Genomic DNA, 19260 nt, shown 5'->3' with positions numbered 1-19260 from the left:
CAACCGTGAGTTGTTGAACCAAACAACTGGATCTTTTCAGCTAAGCTCCACCGCGGATGTGGCGACGTTTAAGGAATCAGCGCCTTATTCAGCATGATTTTGGTCGGGTGGCATTAACCAGATAATCAATTAAAATTATGAGACGTGAAAGGAGCTTCGGGATGCTCAAAGTATTTAACACCATGACTCGTCAAAAGGAAACATTTGAACCGATTACCCCCGGAGTGGTCAACATGTACGTGTGTGGCCCCACCGTTTACAATTATATTCACATAGGTAATGCGCGTAGTGCCATTGCCTTTGATACCATTCGCCGGTATTTTGAATACCGCGGATACCAGGTCAAGTATGTCTCGAACTTTACCGACGTTGACGATAAGATGATCAACGAGGCTAAGAAAGAGGGCATCACGGTTCCTGAATTAGGTGACCGCTTTATCAAGGCCTTCAAGGAAGACACGGCGGCGTTGAATATTGAACCTGCTACGGCTAATCCACGGGCCACGGAACACATCAATGAAATTATTGAATTTGTTCAGGACTTAATCAAAAAGGATTACGCTTATCCGGTTGCCGGCGACGTGTATTACCGGGCCCGGAAGTTTGACCATTACGGTGAGTTAGCCCATATGAACATCGATGACTTAGAAGAGGGTGCCTCTCAGCATACCAACGATGAGGAAACGATTCGTAAGGAAGATCCCGTAGACTTTGCCCTCTGGAAGGGTGCTAAGCCGGGTGAAATTTCCTGGCCATCGCCTTGGGGAGCAGGTCGTCCTGGCTGGCACATCGAATGCTCCGTCATGTCGATTCACTACCTTGGGGATACCTTTGACATTCACGGTGGGGGTGAGGACCTGGTCTTTCCTCATCATCAAAATGAAATTGCCCAGAGTGAGGCTAAGACGGGCAAAAAGTTCGTGAATTATTGGCTCCATAATGGTTTTGTGACCGTTGGGGATGATGACGAGAAGATGAGTAAGTCGTTGGGTAACTTTGTCACGGTGCACGATATTTTGAAGACCGTGGATCCACAAACGTTGCGATTCTTTATGGCAACAACCCAGTATCGCCGGCCCATTCAGTATAGCCAGCGAAATTTAGATACTGCTGAACGCAATCTAGAACGATTGCAGACGGCGTACAACAACATGGGCTACCGTTTGAAAGATGCCGAATCGGGTAATGATCCTAAGGTAGAACAAGAAACCCGACAAATCGTTGCGGACTACATTGATGCAATGGATGATGATTTTAACGTCCAAAACGGTGTGGCGGGTGTCCACGACTTAGCCCGATTAGGCAATGTTTACGCAGAACGGCCAGTGGTCTTTGCTGGCACGCTGAATTTTATTCGCAAAACATTGGCTGACTTAGTCGGTGTCTTTGGGGTCACATTCAGTGAAGCTGATTCTTTGGATGACGACGGGATTCAGGCATTGATCGATGAGCGATTAGCCGCGCGAAAGAACCGAAACTTTGAACGCAGCGATGAGATTCGTGAACAATTGAAGAATCAAGGAATTATTTTGGAAGACACGCCCCAAGGGACGCGTTGGAGAAAGGGTTAATTAATGACAACTGAAGTAGATTATCGGCAACTGAACGGGGTCGCACTGGCCTACATGGGGGATGCTTCTTACGAAGTTATCATCCGGAAACACTTGATTGCAGAAGGCTTGGCTAAGCCAAATCATCTGCAAAAGAAGGCGACGCACTACGTTTCCGCCAAGGCTCAGGCAGCTTTGATCGACCTGATGGAACAGGATGAAATTTTGAGTGAAGATGAATGGACCATGTTCAAGCGGGGGCGGAATGCTAAGAGCTACACCCACGCTAAGAATACGGACGTGGTGACTTACCGAATCTCAACCGGGTTTGAAGCCTTGATGGGTTACCTTGCGTTGAGTGGACAACAGGACCGAGTCGATGAACTCGGTCAGTGGTGCATTGAACAAGTAGAAGCGGGGCGAACTGAATAATGAGACCAGATCAATCGACGAACGAAGACAAAGATATCAGCAGTGATTTTGTGATTGGCCGGCATCCAGCCGTTGCGGCCTTACGTAGCCAACAGACAATCAACAAAGTTTTTCTGCAAAGCGGTTTGAAGGCGGAAGCGCTAGACGAGATTCGCCAATTAGCTAAGAAGCGACACTTGGTCATTTCAGAAGTCCCTAAGCAAAAACTTGATCTACTGACCGAACATCAGAATCACCAAGGAGTAGCTTTAGGTGTTGCAGCCTTTGCTTACGCCACTATCGACGACCTCTTTGCTAAAGCGGAAGCTGCTGGTGAAGCGCCATTCTTCCTGATTTTAGACGGTGTGGAAGATCCCCATAACTTAGGCTCAATTTTACGGACGGCCGATGCCAGTGGTGTGCATGGTGTGATTATTCCGAAGCGGCGAGCGGTTGGCCTGACGTCGACAGTTGCCAAGACTTCTACTGGTGCCATTGAACGCGTTCCCGTTGCCCGGGTCACTAACCTGGTCAACACCGTCCACGAGTTAAAGGACCGGGGCGTGTGGGTCTTTGGGACTGACATGGCCGGAACGGATTACCGTGACTGGGATGCCAAGGGGGCCACAGCACTGATCATCGGTAACGAAGGTAAAGGTATTTCACGTTTACTGAAGGAGACGGTTGATCAAATGTTGACGATTCCAATGGTCGGTGAGGTCCAAAGCTTGAATGCCAGCGTTGCCGCTGGACTGTTGATGTATCAAGGCTTTAGTTCTCGGCACCCGGTTCAACACTAATTTAAGGAAAATGAGCGAGGGAGAGGTCAATGAAAGAAGACATTTTAATTGTCGATGCCTATAACATGATCGGCAACTGGCCCAAACTCAACCGGTTAAAGTTGCAGGATCGGTTACCTGAGGCCCGCGACGAGTTACTGAACATGTTGGCAAACTACAAGAAATTGCGCGATGCCAGTATTACGGTAGTCTTTGATGCGATGTACGTTCCTGGTATTTCGAAGAGCTACAATCAATTTGACTTAGAGGTTGTGTGGACCAATCGTGACGAGACGGCTGATAGTTATATCGAGAAGCTGGCCAAGGAACGTCAGACAAGGTTTACACAGGTTACAGTGGCAACGAGTGATCAGGCGGAACAGTGGACGATTTTCTCTGAGGGTGCTTTACGGATTCCGGCCGGAGAATTGTTAACGGACATTGAACGGGCTCAAAATGAGGTCAAGCAAACGGCTAGAGAATTTGCGGACCGCGGTATTGTGCGTAAATCACCGTGGAATGATCAGCAACTTTATAAGCTTGAAAAGTTGCGGGACCAAATGATGGCTAAGCCGCATAAAAATAATAAGAAATAAACACCCGTTCGTAAGAAGGGTGCTGTGCCTTCCTGTAAACTGGGGTAACCAGTTGAAGGGGAGGCTTTTTTGATGAATGAGATGAGCAATGCAACCTTATTAGTGTGTCTACAGGATCAATTGGATTCACCCGCCTTACATATTCTTTTTGAGCGTTACCGACCCGTACTGAAAAAACTACAGCAGCGCTATTTTATTGTGGGGTTTGATCAGGATGATTGGGATCAGGAGGCTCGGGTAGTCTTTTGTCGGTCCATCAAGCGTTTCGATGCCACTAAGGCTCCCAATTTTGGGGCCTTTTACCGGCTTAATCTACGTCATCGGGTATTTGATCTGATTCGCCGAAGTAAGGCTTTAAAGCGGCAACAGAGCCGTAAGGTCATCTCACTGGAAGCCAACAGTGACTATTTTGCGGATACCTTAGAAGATAGTCGCTGGGCTGTGCGGGAGCAGTTAGAAGTTCAGGATGCGGTTCAGCGCGTGCAAGAGAGTCTATCTGGGGTTGAGCACACCGTTTTTAATGGGTTACTGCGAGGTGAGACGCTTTTAGTGATCAGTCAACGAAAACGGTTACCTTACCGTCAGGTCACGGCGGCCTCTCACCGTAGTCAAGTCAAGCTTCGACGACTCCTCGCTGAATGATTGACGGCGGGGACAAACGATGGTAAGCTATTGCAGTATGAGTTGAATAGGATTTAATTAAAGGTGGTGGCAAGATGGCTCAAAGGAAAATTGCCCTGGCCTGTTCAGTTTGCGGGTCACGGAATTACACCATCACAGCAAGTGCGACCCGCACTAAGCGACTAGAGGTTATGAAGTTTTGTAAGTACTGTGGGAAACACACATTACACCGTGAAACCCGCTAATGCGCACAGCAAATAACAACAAACACTAATTTTAGGGAGGCAACACCATGCGTTTATTCCGTTTCTTTAAGTCCGTTGGAGCAGAAATGAAACAAGTTTCTTGGCCGGGGGTTAAGCAAACGCGGCACGATACTGGCACCGTCGTTGGGATTTCCGTCTTGTTCGCAATCTTCTTTGCGGTCGTCGACTGGGTCGTTCAGTACGGCTTAAAGTTCGTCTCCTAGTGGATTGTCGGTAGTCAAAGGCGATTAAATATGCTATATTAGTTGGTAACAGAGAACTTCGTGTACGCGAAGTTTTTTTATTTTGCTCGAAAAGTCAAAGAATACTAAAGGAGTGCACCAAACATGGTTGAGTCAGCTGAAAAGCAATGGTACGTTCTTCACACCTATGCAGGGTACGAGAACAAAGTTATGGCGAACTTGGAGTCGCGGGCCGAATCAATGGGGATGCAAGATAACATCTTCCGAGTCGTTGTCCCCGAAGAAGAGGAACACGAAGTTAAGAACGGTAAGGATAAGGTCACCATGGAAAAGACCTTCCCGGGCTACGTTTTAGTTGAAATGGTCATGAGTGACCAAGCTTGGTACATTGTGCGGAACACACCTGGTGTTACTGGGTTCCTGGGTTCCCATGGACAAGGTAGTAAGCCAACGCCACTTTTGCCAGACGAAGTTGAACGCATCTTACGTCGGGTCGGGATTTCCGCACGTCACGCCGATCTGGACGTTGCCGTTGGGGATTCAGTTACCATTGTCGATGGTGCTTTCAGTGGCTTAGTTGGGAAGATTACGGAAGTTGACAACGAAAAGATGAAGTTGAAGGTTAATATCGATATGTTCGGTCGAGAAACAAGTACTGAACTGAACTTCGATCAAGTTGACCCAATCTTAGGTTAAGTTCTTTTAGGTGCCTGCTGGTAGCGGACTTACAGCCGGCAGCAACAGGACTGTGAGGTCGCTGCGGTTTCAGGATGGGGAAACGCCTCCTCACTGTTGGTTCATTCAGTACTGTCAGTCGGCATTCGGTTGAAAAGAACTTGTTGTAGTTAGTAAAGTGTGGTATGATTCTCAAGTATGCGTTAGAGTGTACAGTTAACGTGGGAGGAGCAAACTAACAGCTCCACTTACCACACACGGACTCAAGGAGGTATTGTCTCGTGGCTAAAAAAGTAGCTAATGTCGTCAAATTACAGATTCCTGCGGGTAAAGCAACCCCAGCTCCCCCAGTTGGACCAGCTTTAGGTCAAGCAGGTATCAACATCATGGGCTTCACTAAGGAATTCAACGCACGTACAGCTGACCAAGCTGGTATGCTGATTCCTGTTGTGATCAGTGTCTATGAAGATCGTTCCTTTGATTTCATCACCAAGACCCCTCCAGCAGCTGTTCTGTTGAAGAAGGCCGCTGGTGTTGAAAGTGGTTCTGGCGAACCTAACACGAAAAAGGTTGCTACGGTAACCAAGGATCAAGTTAAGCAAATCGCTGAAACTAAAATGCAAGATCTAAACGCAGCTGACGTTGAAGCAGCTATGCGCATGATTGAAGGTACTGCCCGGAGCATGGGCTTCACGGTCGAAGGTTAAGCTCAGTTTTCGGATAGTCGGACACTTCACGAAAATGAAATGTGTCAAGTGGGAGGTTTATCCGTTACAACCACATTTGCAAGGAGGAATACACAAAAATGGCTCACAAACGAGGTAAAAAGTATCAAGACGCTGCCAAACTGGTCGAGGCCGACAAGGTCTACACCATGGGCGACGCCGTTGATTTAGTAAAGAAGATGGATTTCGCTAAGTTTGACGCAACTGTTGAAGTTGCCTTCAAGCTTAACGTTGACACGAAGCAAGCGGACCAACAACTCCGTGGCGCATTGGTATTACCTAATGGTACCGGTAAAGATACTACGGTAATCGTATTCGCTAAGGGTGACCAAGCTAAGGCTGCTGAAGCAGCTGGTGCTGATGTTGTTGGCGAACAAGACTTAGTAGAACGTATCCAAGACGGCTGGTTGGACTTTGACGTTGCTATTGCAACGCCAGATATGATGGCCCAAGTTGGTCGTTTAGGTCGTGTCTTAGGACCTAAGGGCTTAATGCCTAACCCTAAGACGGGTACGGTTACGATGAACGTCGAAAAAGCCGTTTCCGATGCCAAGAACGGGCAAGTTACTTACCGGACTGACCGGGATGGTAACGTTGCTGTTCCATTTGGTAAGGTTTCCTTTGATGCTGACAAGCTTGCCGGCAACTTGAAGACCATTGCTGAAACGATTGTTCGTATTCGTCCAGCTGCTGTACGTGGTACTTACGTACAACACGTTTCAATTTCTTCAACGTTCGGCCCTAGCGTCGACGTTGACTTGGCTTCTTTATTAGCCTAAGTTAAAACGTGAATTAAAAAAATCCCTATCAGTGCATTGACAGTAATGTCGAAGTATTGTATGCTATTGAAGTTGTATTTAATAGATCTACCTAAGACTCAGGTGACCTAATGGTCTTAATTTCCTGCCGAGGAAGAAGTTTACTTAAACTTTGGACTCCTTATGTCTTGGTGGCATAGGGATTTTTTTATCCCACCAAACTACTCCGGGAGGTGAACAATTTGAGTGAACAAGCTATTGCAATCAAAGCAAAAAAGGTTGATGAGGTTGTTGAGAAATTCAACAACGCCGTTAGTGCTATCGTCGTTGATTACCGTGGGTTAACAGTTGAACAAGCTACTGACTTACGTAAGCAATTACGTGAAGCTGGCGTCCAAATGAACGTCATCAAGAACAAAGTTTTGGTACGTGCTGCAGAAAAAGCTGGTTACGAAGGTCTTAACGATCTTTTTGCTGGTCCTACTGCCGTTGCTTTCTCTGACGAGGATCCAATCGCACCAGCTAAGGTCTTGAAGAAGTTTGCGGATAGTGTTGACGCCCTTGAAATCAAGGGTGGTTACATCGAAGACAAGATCATGTCTATCGACGAAATCAACACCTACGCTACCTTGCCTAGTCGTGAAGACCTGCTCTCTATGCTGGCTAATGTCTTACAAGCACCAGTACGGAACGTGGCTTACGCTGTTAAGGCGATTGCTGAAAAGGGTGACGAAGGCGACGCAGCCTAAGTCCCTGATTCAAATTTGAAACATAAAATATAAAACCCAATTATTGGAGGAAAATAACATGGCTTTTGATAAAGATGCTATCATCGCTTCTCTTAAAGAAGCATCCATTACTGACCTTAACGACTTAGTTAAGGGTATCGAAGACGAATTCGGCGTATCCGCTGCTGCACCAGTTGCTGCAGCCGGTGCTGCTGGTGGCGACGCTGCTGCCAAGGATTCATTCGACGTTGAATTAACTGAATCTGGTGACGCCAAGGTTAAGGCCATCAAGGCTGTCCGTGAAATCACTGGTTTAGGTTTGAAGGACGCTAAGGGCCTCGTTGACAACGTACCATCTGTCATCAAGGAAGGCGCTACTGAAGACGAAGCTAACGACATCAAGGAAAAGCTTGAAGCCGTTGGTGGTGTGGTTACGCTTAAGTAATCATCTTCACTTACGAAATGATAAACCACTGCCTATGGGTAGTGGTTTTTTTGTGCAGTTTATCGTGGATGAATCGGGTGATGCGAGCTGATCTTTAGGGCTTTTACTTACTTTTAGTTATCAAATGATTAACCAGTTGTTATTGTAACTAGTTAATACCTATGATATGGTTACTTTCGTAGTCTAATAAGGAGGTCATCAAATGACGGTGAAAATTGGTGTGATTTTAGGGTCAACGCGGACAAATTCTTTAGGTGACAGAATATTTAAGTATCTCCAGCGTTCAATGGCAGCAGTAGATGTGACATACACTTGGATTGATTTGAAGGATTATCCATTGCCCTTGTATGATCATGAAGAAACCCCGTTGTCAGAGCCAATTCAAAATCTAAGCAGTGGGGAAGCAAATTGGTTGAATGTTTTGAAAGCTCAGGATGGTTATATTTTCTTAAGTCCGGAATATGATCATGCCATTGCCGGGAGTCTCAAAAATGCGCTGGATTTTGTGGGACCAGAGACTGCTAATAAACCCGTGCAAATTGTGACCTACTCCAAGTATAGTGATGGTGGTATGCTGGCTGCTGCCTCCTTTGTCGGTATTTTACAGATGCTCAAGATGATGGTGTTACCAACGCCAGTTTTGTTGTGGAATGCCGAACCCAACTTTTTAAAAGATGGTGGGTTGTCACTGGATGCGCCTAATAGCGAGCATTTTGCTGAGCGGTTGCAAGTTGCCTTTGAAGAATTGGCACATTATGCATTAATTATGAAAGAACACCCGCTAACGAAATAAGTAAAGAATTATTGAGACCGGATGGGTAGTCCGGTTTTTTTTGAATACCAAATTCCATTAAGGATAGCGCTTTTGATAGTTAACATTTTAAATTTTAAGTTTGAGTGAAGCAGATAGTAATTCAGTGGCAACATCGCTATGCTAAGGATAAGTAAAACTTACGGGAGGCTTCAGCATGGTGGGAACAATCTTAATTGTGGAGGACGACGCAGCGTTACTTGATTCGTTGACCACAGAGCTTCAATTTGAGGATTACACAGTCTTGAACGCACAAGATGGTAAGGCAGCGCTAAGTATTTACGAAAGTAATCGGGGACAGCTGGACTTGATTCTATTGGATTGGATGCTTCCTGAGTTGGATGGATTGGGCGTTCTTCGGCGGATTCGTAAGCACGATGACTTACCGGTTATCATGATGACGGCTCGAGACTACGTCGGTGATAAGGTGGCTGGTTTAGATACGGGAGCTGATGATTATATTACCAAACCGTTTGATATCGAAGAATTACTGGCGAGAATTCGCGTGATTTTGCGACATCAAACACATCACCAAATAGCGGTAAGTCAACTCCATGTGGGCGATTTGACGTTGGATACGAAGTCGCGCCAGGTCCTGCGCAACGGGCAATTGATTCAGCTGACTCAACGTGAGTATGAGTTGTTGCTGTGCCTCATGAAGAATGCGGGCCAGACGATGACGCGAGATGACCTACTCAATGCCGTATGGGGTGTCGATTTTGAAGGGCAACCGAATATTGTGGATGTTTACGTCCGTTATCTCCGACATAAATTGAGTGAAGAACAATTGGCGCCACTGATTCATACGGTACGTGGTGTGGGTTACGTTCTTTCCACAGAGTACAATGGGTGATTGCCAATGAAGAAGCGACAAGTCTCTCGGACAACTGCGCAAGAAATTCAGCGCCGTTTTTTAACGATGTTAGTGTTGATGACGCTTATTATGGGGGCGGCTGTTTTTAGTACCGTAGGCTACCAACTCGTTAAACAGAGTGAGCACTCTTCGCAGCAACTTATTCGTAGTCTGAGGCGGTCCTTCATTGATGACCGTCCGGATTGGAATTACTGGCAACGAACGAGTCCGCTAGATACTCGAAATACATTTGTACGGGTTTATAAGGATCATGATAGTAAACCAACTAGTACCTTTTATTCGGCACGAGCCCGTCGTTTTATCCAACAACGTCACTACCCCGTGCCAATTTTTCCGGCGCTAGATTATACGCCGGGGTATGGGATTACCTACTACCATTCCGGTCATCGTGAAGGGTTTTACTCTGAAATTTGGATGAGTTTAACGCCAGTCATGACGATTCTATATTCAGTGTTACTGGTAACCGTTCTGGTAGCGATTTTGATGATTGGTATCGGTTGGATCTACGTTCGACGCACTGCGAACAAGATTACGCAACCACTTGCAAGCTTGAACATTGCTGCTCAAGGGCAGGCACGCATTAAGACTGTTAAGGCAACTTTACCAGTGCCAATCAAACCGCAAGAGGTCAGTCAATTGGCGGCCAGCTTTAACGAGCTGCTCACAGCCATCAATCAAAATGCTGAACAGGAGCGAGAGTTTACGTCTAACGCGGCTCACGAACTGCGGACGCCCATTGCTGCGATTCGGAATCACGTCCAACTGCTAGAACGCCGCTCGGCAGATCATCCAGAGATTGTCCCGCGTTCAATTCACTTCATTGGCGAGGAATCTCTGCGCATGCAAAAGCTGGTAGACAGCCTATTAACACTCTCTCGAGCAGACCGGGGGACGTTGAAGTTAGCATCTTTTGATTTAACTGCGATTGTCCATGAGACGATTGAGGAAGAACGTGCCGTTTTACAGCAACCCCTTAGTGTGAAGGTGGCAACTGGCGTACAGGTCTTTGGCAATGCTGAGAGTGTCCAGCAGATCCTAGCAGCAATCATGGAGAATGCAGGGAAGTATTCTCCAGCAGACCAACCAATTACGGTGGAGCTGACTGCTGACACCGAGCGGGTGGAATTGACGATTGCCGACCTGGGGATTGGCATCACCGCTGAGAATAAGGCCCGCATTTTTGATCGGTTTTACCGGGTGGACTCTGCACGAACACGTGAAATTGGGGGTACCGGTCTGGGACTAGCAATTGTAGCCCAGTTAGTAAAAATAAATCGGTCGGACATTAAAGTGATGGATAATCACCCACAAGGCAGCCAGTTTATCATGACTTTTCCACTGATCACTAGCGATGTTGAGACAGCTTTAAAGTAGTTGCTCTTCTTAGCTAGATTTGGTCAAAAAGGGGGCGAGACAAAAGTCTCACCCCTTTTTTGCATTCTGAACGGATATAGTCGAACAAGGCCGTCGACGATACTTAACCCCGATAGACAGACAATTCAAGAGCAGGCGTGTTCGCTTGTCGACGTTAACGCTCATTGACTAGCCAACTTTGGCAGCACGATCTTTGCGTTTGTGACGATTTGTGAGTTCAATTCTGAAAATTTCTCAGATAAATCTCTTTTCCAACCAGTTTTTAAAGTCAGTCAGATTAACTATTATAGGTTTAGTCAATGAGAACCAGACATTGACCAGTACGAATCAGTTGGGGGATTGATTCGTGGTAGTTGTCAGTGTTGAGGGACGCTGGTAACCGTCGTATTAACGACGTTGGCCGCTAGCTTGAGGTAGCCAACGTAGCAGTTTAGGGAAATCGTCAGTAAAGTGACTGTGGTCATGAGAGTAAGGGAAATTTAAATAATTAAGTCAAGACTGGGCTAGGTTCCGGGCTTATGCCACTTGCTTAGTGGGGAAATAAAAAAGTGATGAAATAGTGTATAGGTGCCATTGATTGGGGAATCAAGACACCCAAAAAGGCCGGGAGAAATTTCTCGGTCTTTTTACATAGCGTGGGCTGGCAAGATTAGTTCATTAACGTAACTGGCTAATGAACCGGCGCTCTGATTGTGATTTAAGTTGGTGGTTGGCATAATGAAAGACTATGGGGGAGGTGGAGCTGATGGGGAAGCAACTCTGGAATGGAATTCAAAAGCATCTAACATTGATTAAGGGTATTTTTATATTTTCTGTATTAATCTTCATCATTCGTGAGGTGGGCCACATTGCCCGCGAAGTGAATGGTGAACAGATCAGGGTGGAGCTGGCTGGCCTGGGAACGGGCATGTTTTTGTTGCTCCTAGTTGGTGGGTTTGTGGCTGTTCTGCCGATGTTGGTCTATGATTTCACCATTGTAAAATTTTTACCCGGTCATTTTTCTACGGGCTACATTGTCCGCAGCGGTTGGGTCACCAATACTTTTACCAACCTAGCAGGAATGGGCGGTTTGCTGGGGGCAAGTCTCCGGGCCAACTTTTACGCCAAATCAGCCAGTAAGAAGCAGGTGCTTTACGCGATTTCGAAGATTGCCCTGTTTCTGCTGGCTGGTCTGTCACTTCTTTGCTGGGTCGCCTTGATTCTGCTCTTTGGGCTGGATATTGGTGCACCGTACCGAGTCTATTGGTTTTGGCTACTCGGCGGGGGGCTGTACTTTCCGGGCGTATTTATCTTCACCCGGATCAGTGACGGGGAGTTTTTTGCGGACCTGACCTGGCGGCGAGAGCTTAGTCTAATCGTTGGGTCCAGCTTGGAGTGGGGGAGCTGTGCGCTCTTCTTTCTGTTGATTGGCTGGGCGTTAGGCCTCCCAATTCCCTTACTGGCAGTGCTGCCCATGTTCGTTGTGGCCTCAGTGGCGGGGGTCGTTTCCATGATTCCCGGTGGATTAGGGGCCTTTGATGTCTTTATGATTATTGGACTGGGCCTGCTAGGTGTGAGTCGGGCGGACGCTACCGGCTGGCTGCTCCTATACCGTTTGTTTTACTACCTCCTGCCGTTTGGTGTAGGGGTGGGCTTCTTCATTCATGACATTGGACATCGTCTGAATCGCTTCTTAAACGGCCTCCCAGTGGCGGCCATCCGTCGAGCTGCCCAGTTATTCGTGACGACCTTCATGTACTTCTCTGGCGTCATGATGTTGTTATTTGCCACGATTCCAGACGTGGTCCTGGCTAACCACTTCTATTTACGGTTGGTACCCTACATGTTTTATTTCTTAAATCAGCTCACCAATATCGTGATGGCCTTTCTATTGATCGGATTGGCTCGCGGCGTGGGGGCCCGGGTCCAACGGGCCTTTTGGCCGACGCTGGTGGTACTGGTCATTGCCATTGGTAATACATTGTGGCAGGAGAACTTTCCGGCTGGTTTGGCGGTACTGTTGGGCGTGGTCTTCGTCTGTCTACTATTGGCTCGACCTGAGCTGTACCGAGCTGGTTTCCACTATTCCTGGGGCGGCTTGCTGGTGGACGGTAGCATCTTCGTAGTGACCTTCTTGAGCTATACCGTACTGGGACTCTTTACCTTAAATGAAGGCCATCGTCACTGGCCACTGTTACCAGATTCGTGGCTGCTGCCTTCCATGCAGGTTTGGCTGAATGGTCTAGGCGGACTACTGCTAGCCTTGTTGATTTTGGTGCTGATTAACCGCTATTTAACTGGTCGGCCCGTGGCTTGGCTTCGAGAGCCCTTCGATGCAGACCGGGTGCGGCGGGTGATTCGTCAATTTGGTGGGAATGAAGTCAGTCATCTTGCCTTTCTGCGGGACAAACAGGTGTACTTTTACCAGGAAGGCGGGGTCGATCAGCTCTTCTTACTCTATCGGCAACGAGCCGATAAACTATTAGTCATGGGGGAACCCATTGGGAATCAAACAGCCGTTCCCGCCGCGTTACAGGCCTTTATGCACGATGCCGACCAGGCTGGATTCCGGCCCGTCTTTTATGAGATCAGCGAGTCCCTAACGATTCGGTTACACGAGATGGGTTTCGACTTTTTGAAGGTTGGTGAAGAGGGCCACGTTGACCTGCACGACTTTACTCTCGCTGGCAAGGCCCACCGTGGTGAACGAGCCTTGATCAATAAATTTAAGCGGGAAGGGTATCAGTTTGCCCTCCTTCAGCCGCCATTTAGTACGGCACAGTTGGTCGAGCTTGAGACAATATCAACGTCTTGGTTAGGTGACGAGACTGAGAAGGGGTTCTCAATGGGGTTCTTTGATCGGGATTATTTAAATGAAGCACCGATTGCCGTTATGCAGGATGCAGCGGGAAAAGTGGTGGCGTTTGCTAATCTTATGCCAACTGGCGACCAACGCATGACGTCGATTGATTTAATGCGGGCCAGTCGGGACGCACCGTCAGGGATTATGGACGGCTTGTTCGTGTACTTGTTTGAAACTTGCCGTGAAGAGGGCTATCAGAGCTTTAATTTGGGGATGGCACCACTCGCTAACGTTGGGGTGTCCGAGTTTAGTTTCATTGAGGAGCGGGCAGCCCATTTGATCTACGAATATGGCTATAACTTCTACAGCTTCCAGGGATTACGGGCCTATAAGGAAAAATACGTGACGACTTGGCAACCAAAGTACCTGGCATATCGTCGCCGTCAGTCGTTGATCTTTAGCATGTTACAGCTTATCTTGACGATCAATCGTCCAACCGCTAAGGAAAAGGCAGCTCCCAAGTGGTTAGGCGGTTGGCTGAGCAACATGGCGACATGGCCAAACCGTGAGTAAATTTTTTGACTGGCTTTCGTCGCACGTTTTGACTATAGATGTTTGGAGCGTAAAAAAGGCCTGAGCTTTTTCTCAGACCTCTTTTATCTATAAATTTATCTTTTGGACCACTATTTTAACCTCTTTAGTTGGTGTACTTGTAAGGTAATTGGTGATGAAAGTTTTCAAAGCCCGAGAAGATCTCGTCGATCGTGGCGGCATCGATGAAGAGTTGCAGGTTTTCTTGTGGGGCAAAACCTTCGTCGCAACATTTTTGCATCATCGCAACCAGTGGGTCGAAGTAGTGGTCAATGTTGAAGAGGGCGATGGGTTTTTGATGAACGTTGATCTGACTCCACGACAGCATGGTCGTGAACTCCTCAAAGGTCCCAAACCCACCAGGTAGCACGATAAACGCGTCGGCTTGGCGCAACATCTCATCCTTACGTTCGTCCATGGTGGCCGTTTCGATGAAGGTGGTGACGTCTTCCCTAGCTAGCCCCATCTCACGTAAGAAGGTGGGGATGATGCCGATGACCTTACCGCCAGCTTCCATGGTTGACGTGGCAATGGCGCCCATCAAGCCTTCCTTACCCCCACCGTAAACAACAGGGTGTTGGTGCTTAGCTAGGTATTGGCCGAGATTGTTTGTCTCGCTTAGGAACTTTGGATTATAGCCGTGATTGGATCCACAGAAGACACAAACATTTTTAATTTTTTGCATGAAACTGACCCCCAAGTAAACTTATTTTGGCACTATTATACCGCAAACAAGTGTTGGGGGGAGAACGTTTTTGCAAGCTGACTTTCATTTTAGTAAGTCGTTAGAATCAAGGTGGGTGCTTTGATTGACCTTTAGCAGTGATCCTCCTAAGCTGAGCACAGAAAGGGTTTGCTAACGGAAAGGATGAGAGGTCATGGCTATTGAAAGGGTCGTTGTAGCGGGCGGTGGCACACTGGGGAGTCAGATTGCCTACCAGGCCGCTTATAGTGGATTTAGACTCACTATTTGTGAGGTTAATGCAGCTAAGGTGGCTGCCAGCAAGCGGCGGGTAGCCACTTGGGATACCATTTATGCCCGGGAGTTGGCCGCTACCCCTGCCGTACTACACGATACCAATGAGCGAATTCGGTATGCCACAGACTTGGAGACAGCGGTTGAGGACGCCGACTTGGTGATTGAAGCCATCCCCGAAGCAGCCGGTGTGAAGCGGGAATTCTACGCCACTCTGGCGAAGGTGGCCCCGGCGCGGACGATTTTTACGACTAACTCGGCCACGTTTATCCCTAGTCAATTTGCGGTGATGACGGGTCGACCTGACCGGTTCCTGGCTCTACACTTCACTAGTCCCGTTTGGACTGACCACGCGGCTGAAATCATGGGGCAACCCGAAACAGATCCGGCTGTTTATCAGGAGGTCGTCCAGTTTGCCAAGGACATTGGGATGGTGCCGATTTTGTTGCGCCGTGAACAACCAGGGTATGTGATCAATACGCTAACGACGCCGTTTTTAGAGGCTGCACTGACGTTGTGGGCCAACGGTATCGCGGAGCCAGCTACCATCGACCGAGCTTGGATGATTGCCACCAATGCGCCAAAGGGACCGTTTGGGATTCTCGACCAGATTGGGTTGAAACGCGTTTACAACGGTCTGCTAGCGGCTAGTGCTCAGCCAGGAAAGGGTGGGTTAGTCGAGGTGGCCCATAAATTAAAAATGGCGTTGTTAGATCAGCATCGACTAGGCTTGGAAAGTAACCACGGCTTTTACCGGTATCCGCATCCGGCGTATGAGCAGGCTGATTTTTTAATATAAATTAACGCGTAGTGTTAGTCATGTAATATTTATTGGATAGAATTCTGAATCAAATCAAATAGTATGCAAAAAGCCCGCATTTGCGTTAGCTTCTAAGGACCCTAATGGTGGTGATGCGTATACCAAGGCTTATGACGATGAGGCGACGAAAAACGCTAATGATTATAAGGCTGGCCAAACCGATGGAAATGCTGATGGCGAAGGCGGTAAAGGGGCAAATCCTAAAGCTAATCAGTCCGAGGCTTATAATCAAGGTTATGATTCTGGGTATGCGACTGGAAAAGCAGACTATGATAAGACAATAGTGGGAAAATAGATTCCGATGATTCTGGAAGTTCGGGTTCTGGAACTAGCATTGGATCTAGTACGGGTACCGTCTTGTTGGAATCGCGGAATTGAAACGAAAGAAAGTAGCTTAGTACAACTGGAATCTCAAGAGACGTTCACCAATTCAGGTGAGCGCCTTTTTATTTTTTTTGAGTTAGTGAAGAAGTGTAGGCCTTATTTATAGGTTAACTGAGTTTAAACGGATTTGAACTATGATTGGTTGCATCATTAAGCGAGCGAACTAGCGTTGTGAATTAAAGTTCACCTAAATCACTATTGACTAAAGAAAACATTAAGAATAAATTATAAAAGGAAGTACCACACATTGCCTCGAGTGGATAGTGTATTGTGCTTGAATAGGTAAAAGTGGGAGGAGCGTCGAAATGAATAGACAGTCAAGAAAAATGACAAGTAAGCATGGGAAATTTATAAATAAAAGGAATTATCAGTATTTAGGGTTATTAGGAATTTCGTTTTTCTCTCTGTCATTGAGCCAGTTAAAGCCTGTTAATGCACATGCGGATTCTACAGGTGAACAGACTGAAGTAATTGCGGATTCATCGAGCCAAAGTAGTAAGCCGGCAAGCGAAAATGTATCAAATGGGGAATCAACATCACAATCAAATTTGAAAGACACTTCAAATGGTTCAGGTAATGGGTCAAATGTGACTCCAGGCAGTAGTACCGAAAATGTTCAAAGCAATAATAGCGAAGTGAACATCGATACGGGTAACGTACCGAAGCCTAAATTACCAGTTTCTAATACCAAAACTTTGCAGAGAAACAATTTAATCAAGGCAGATGCACCGGTATCGAGCGCTGGTGTGATGCCTGATGATCCAACGCCAAGCAACTTAGTTATCATTAAGAACGGTGATAGCTCAGTTCAATTGGATAACAAGTTAAAGCTAACTGTAGCCCAGACACCAACGCTGGGCAAGGTGACGGCGACTAATTCAGATAACTTTACATACGATGAGGGTACCCAAACGGCCACGATTGCCAATCCAACAGCGAGTGATGCCGTCACGGCAGAGTATAAAAATGTTGGAACCTATCAGGGGAAGGCTATTTCGGCGCAGGTAACGATTGCCAATATTCTCAAACATACCGATGAGCATCCGGTGCCCAACAGTAGCTTGACCGCAGATCAGATTCAGCTAGCGTTCATGCCTTATTTTGAAGGTGGCATCAAAACCTACAACGTGGGCCAGGACGAAGTCACGATTAAATTCTTCGATGAGGCTGGCAATCAAGTTGCTGTCAACGGTGACGGGTACATCACTGTTGGGAGTTTGAACGGACCTAGCACAAGTACAGCTGGTAACGAATATATTAATTACGGCAATGGAAGTACTTCAACGTATGTCGCTGAAGACTCAGTTGTGAAATATCAAACAAATCCGTTGACTGGCAGTGGAAATGCGTATGTTGGGGTAACGAATAATTTTAAAGATGTATTAGGTGCACCAACATCTGAGAATGGGGCAGTGACTTTCCAACTTTCAGGGAATACATTCACATTCTTGAGTGGAACGACGCGGTATACCCTAAAGAATGCGAATCACCATTGGTCATACACTTTGACGACGTTTAGTTCAGCTACGGTGGCACCAGCGGTCATTCCGGCACCCGTTCTAACAGTCGATAAATCTTCGGCCAAGGCGGGGGATACCGTAAATTATACGTTAGACCAGCAAGTTAATGTGCTGGGTGAGGACACCATGTTACGTTACCAAAGCTGGAGTGAAGTGGTGACGTTGCCAACTGAAGTGAACTACCAACAAGCCAGTTTGCTGGACAGCACTGGTGTCGTGATTCCAGCAGCAACGTTTACTTGGAATGCTAAAACGCATCAACTGACCGTGACTTTACCAGAAGATTATCTGCAAAATACGATGGATTTAGATGGTCAAACTTATCAGATAAAGATTGGAACTACTGTGAATAATGGGGTAGTCAACGGTGAAGTTGGACCAGCCTCGGCACAAGTGACGATTGATAATGGGAGTAAGGCCAGTAATGGTGTTAGCACAGTTTACGTGGCACCTGTTGTGTCAGTGCCAACGGTTAAGGCCGCACCTGTTATTGTAAGGTATTTTTCGTCCAAAGGAATTTTAAAAAAGACAATTACCTTAACCGGAAATTTAGGCGAATCTTATGTTACATCGGTTAAAAAACCAAAGTATGAGTCTGGGTATACTGTGGATCAGATAAGATGGCCTAAAAACGCCCGAGGTGTGTTTTCTGATGCGATGACGTATGTGGATTATTATTATGTAGCTCCAATAGATTCTTGGAAGTCATATACGGATCAGACGCAAGTGAACACGGTTGTTAACGGTAATAAAAAATTAATGGATCTTAATATTTATTATCCTAATGGGGCTAAAGTTTCAGTGACAATCACGAAAACTAATCAGGTAAATGTTCATACACTTAGTCCAAATGGGTACTCAACTAAAATGGTAACATTAGCTGTGGGTGATACGTATACTGTCGAAGACCGTGATGGTTCAATACATTGGATTAAATTATTGTCGGATGGCAGTATAGGTTTAACATATGAATATGATCATGGAAAAGTCAATGATCGCATTGACACAAAGGGTACGAGATTAAACCATTCTTTTATAAAACTGGTTCCGATCAGTGTGAATACCATTTCGAAAAAAAGAAGTGAGGAAAAATACGTTAAAAATATAAGCGATGGCACGCATTTTAGTGATGGGATGGAAGAAGAAAATCGAAAAGCTTCGGTCGTAAGTCAAAAAAAAGTGGTCTTTATGACAGATACTAAGCATAATCAGTGGGCTGCGTTTTCCAGAGAACAAAATAACAACTCTTTGCTGCCACAGACTAACGATGCCAAGTGGAGAAGCCATAGTATTTGGGAGTTCATTGGTTTGTTGGCAAGTTTGCTTGGGTTAGGAAAAATAAAAAAAGGGCGAGAAAAAGATGAATAAATGAAGTGAACCCCCAAGGTTGGA

General features: G+C 46.6%; 19 protein-coding genes and 1 other annotated feature. Of the genes, 18 read left to right on the top strand and 1 reads right to left on the bottom strand.

All coding sequences use genetic code 11. The annotated features are described in order from the left end of the window. Positions 1–161: 161 nt before the first annotated feature. The 16 genes from cysS (at position 162) to mprF (ending at position 14150) form a co-directional block, all read left to right on the top strand. The gene (gene cysS, locus AB3Y94_RS05180; protein ID WP_367295305.1) at positions 162–1571 is read left to right on the top strand and encodes a cysteine--tRNA ligase; all 1410 of its coding nucleotides are present in this window, start codon (positions 162–164) and stop codon (positions 1569–1571) included. A gap of 3 nt (positions 1572–1574) precedes the next feature. Continuing rightward, positions 1575–1982: a Mini-ribonuclease 3 gene (locus AB3Y94_RS05175; protein ID WP_367295304.1), complete on the top strand. Its 408-nt coding sequence runs from the start codon at positions 1575–1577 to the stop codon at positions 1980–1982. Next, entirely contained in the window at positions 1982–2761 is a 780-nt protein-coding gene (gene rlmB / locus AB3Y94_RS05170; RefSeq protein ID WP_367295303.1) for a 23S rRNA (guanosine(2251)-2'-O)-methyltransferase RlmB, read from the top strand. Before AB3Y94_RS05175 ends, rlmB begins: the two co-directional genes overlap by 1 nt. A gap of 29 nt (positions 2762–2790) precedes the next feature. Then, positions 2791–3336, top strand: a complete 546-nt coding sequence (locus AB3Y94_RS05165; protein ID WP_367295302.1) for an NYN domain-containing protein — start codon at positions 2791–2793, stop codon at positions 3334–3336. A 72-nt stretch (positions 3337–3408) separates the two neighbouring features. Continuing rightward, positions 3409–3978: a sigma factor gene (locus AB3Y94_RS05160; RefSeq protein ID WP_367295301.1), complete on the top strand. Its 570-nt coding sequence runs from the start codon at positions 3409–3411 to the stop codon at positions 3976–3978. A gap of 74 nt (positions 3979–4052) precedes the next feature. After that, positions 4053–4202, top strand: coding sequence for a 50S ribosomal protein L33 (gene rpmG, locus AB3Y94_RS05155; protein WP_082153174.1), 150 nt, complete (start codon positions 4053–4055; stop codon positions 4200–4202). Positions 4203–4249: 47 nt separating this feature from the next. Next, positions 4250–4426 (top strand): preprotein translocase subunit SecE, encoded by a 177-nt coding sequence (secE, locus tag AB3Y94_RS05150; RefSeq protein WP_125693035.1) that lies wholly within the window; start codon positions 4250–4252, stop codon positions 4424–4426. 123 nt (positions 4427–4549) lie between these two features. Next, complete coding sequence (gene nusG, locus AB3Y94_RS05145) at positions 4550–5101, top strand: transcription termination/antitermination protein NusG (protein WP_057732911.1); 552 nt, start codon at positions 4550–4552, stop codon at positions 5099–5101. Positions 5102–5361: 260 nt separating this feature from the next. Continuing rightward, complete coding sequence (gene rplK, locus AB3Y94_RS05140) at positions 5362–5787, top strand: 50S ribosomal protein L11 (RefSeq protein WP_125683847.1); 426 nt, start codon at positions 5362–5364, stop codon at positions 5785–5787. A 98-nt stretch (positions 5788–5885) separates the two neighbouring features. After that, positions 5886–6584, top strand: coding sequence for a 50S ribosomal protein L1 (rplA, locus tag AB3Y94_RS05135; RefSeq protein ID WP_125683848.1), 699 nt, complete (start codon positions 5886–5888; stop codon positions 6582–6584). Between the two features lie 72 nt (positions 6585–6656). Further along, positions 6657–6781: a sequence feature (ribosomal protein L10 leader region), on the top strand. 24 nt (positions 6782–6805) lie between these two features. Beyond that, positions 6806–7312 carry a 50S ribosomal protein L10 gene (rplJ, locus tag AB3Y94_RS05130; protein WP_125683849.1) on the top strand — a complete coding sequence of 169 codons (507 nt, stop codon included), beginning with the start codon at positions 6806–6808 and terminating at the stop codon, positions 7310–7312. A 58-nt stretch (positions 7313–7370) separates the two neighbouring features. After that, the gene (gene rplL, locus AB3Y94_RS05125; RefSeq protein ID WP_125765686.1) at positions 7371–7736 is read left to right on the top strand and encodes a 50S ribosomal protein L7/L12; all 366 of its coding nucleotides are present in this window, start codon (positions 7371–7373) and stop codon (positions 7734–7736) included. 202 nt (positions 7737–7938) lie between these two features. Continuing rightward, positions 7939–8529, top strand: a complete 591-nt coding sequence (locus AB3Y94_RS05120) for an NADPH-dependent FMN reductase (protein WP_367295300.1) — start codon at positions 7939–7941, stop codon at positions 8527–8529. A gap of 175 nt (positions 8530–8704) precedes the next feature. Then, positions 8705–9400, top strand: coding sequence for a response regulator transcription factor (locus AB3Y94_RS05115; RefSeq protein ID WP_367295299.1), 696 nt, complete (start codon positions 8705–8707; stop codon positions 9398–9400). 6 nt (positions 9401–9406) lie between these two features. Further along, the gene (locus tag AB3Y94_RS05110; protein WP_367295298.1) at positions 9407–10795 is read left to right on the top strand and encodes a sensor histidine kinase; all 1389 of its coding nucleotides are present in this window, start codon (positions 9407–9409) and stop codon (positions 10793–10795) included. A 745-nt stretch (positions 10796–11540) separates the two neighbouring features. Next, entirely contained in the window at positions 11541–14150 is a 2610-nt protein-coding gene (mprF, locus tag AB3Y94_RS05105) for a bifunctional lysylphosphatidylglycerol flippase/synthetase MprF (protein ID WP_367295297.1), read from the top strand. A 124-nt stretch (positions 14151–14274) separates the two neighbouring features. Here the strand turns inward: mprF and AB3Y94_RS05100 are convergent, their stop codons facing one another. Then, on the bottom strand, positions 14275–14853 hold the full coding sequence (locus AB3Y94_RS05100) for a TIGR00730 family Rossman fold protein (RefSeq protein ID WP_367295296.1): 579 nt from the start codon (positions 14851–14853) through the stop codon (positions 14275–14277). A gap of 193 nt (positions 14854–15046) precedes the next feature. Between AB3Y94_RS05100 and AB3Y94_RS05095 the strand changes: the two genes are divergently transcribed. Together AB3Y94_RS05095 and AB3Y94_RS05090 are read left to right on the top strand one after the other, a co-directional pair. Further along, positions 15047–15943, top strand: a complete 897-nt coding sequence (locus tag AB3Y94_RS05095; protein WP_367295295.1) for a 3-hydroxyacyl-CoA dehydrogenase — start codon at positions 15047–15049, stop codon at positions 15941–15943. 731 nt (positions 15944–16674) lie between these two features. Further along, positions 16675–19236: a MucBP domain-containing protein gene (locus AB3Y94_RS05090; RefSeq protein ID WP_367295294.1), complete on the top strand. Its 2562-nt coding sequence runs from the start codon at positions 16675–16677 to the stop codon at positions 19234–19236. The last annotated feature ends 24 nt before the right edge of the window (positions 19237–19260 follow it).

It is taken from the genome of Levilactobacillus yonginensis, assembly GCF_964065165.1.
Classification (GTDB): domain Bacteria; phylum Bacillota; class Bacilli; order Lactobacillales; family Lactobacillaceae; genus Levilactobacillus; species Levilactobacillus yonginensis_A.
Note: the sequence above shows the minus strand (reverse complement) of the source record. Positions and strands in the feature narration are given on the sequence as shown.